Source organism: Comamonas sp. C24C (genome assembly GCF_053345995.1).
The window spans coordinates 1-534 of the sequence record NZ_JBKFBC010000031.1 but is presented as its reverse complement, the minus strand read 5'-3'; the positions used below and the strand labels follow the sequence as shown (position 1 = coordinate 534).

Below are 534 nucleotides of genomic sequence, written 5' to 3'. Positions count from 1 at the left end.
CATCGCAAAGCGGCTATTGCGCTGTATCGCGGCTTCAGCGGCGACAAAAGGACCGGACTGACCCGCGGCATTGGGCTGCCAACGTCCTCTGAGGTCATAGACCTTGAGGCCTTCGCGCTGGCGCTGACTACCGTCTGGCAAATAGTATTGGGCAGTTGAGCGGGGCACTGTGAGATAGCTCGCCCCCCACTCCAGGCCCGGTGCCACCGCATGTTCGACGTTGAGGCCGTTGATTTGCGTATGTGTGTCCAGCAGCGCCAACTCATCGGGATTCACATGGAATGCCTCCAGCTTCCACTGGTTGTAGCGCAGCTGCGCCAGGCCGACGAAATCCGAAGCCCAACGGGCGTTCGCCTGCAGGGCAGCCCTGTCCTGGCCGTTTGCCGCCGTGTTGACGATCAGCATGCCATCGCCCAGCGTGAAGCGCTGCCGTCCAGCAGAGACATGCAACACCCAGCGATCTCCTTGCGCTGTCGTCCTGCCAGTCACCAGGCCCGCATAAGCCTCCTCGATATCCGCATTGCTACGCGTCCG

At 62.0% G+C, this 534-nt stretch carries 1 protein-coding gene; it reads right to left on the bottom strand.

Going from position 1 to position 534, the window contains the following annotated elements:
- Nucleotides 1-453, bottom strand: a 453-nt coding sequence (locus tag ACLBXN_RS24530; RefSeq protein ID WP_447613876.1) for a hypothetical protein, incomplete at its 3' end; no start/stop codon positions are given.
- Nucleotides 454-534: the final 81 nt, after the last annotated feature.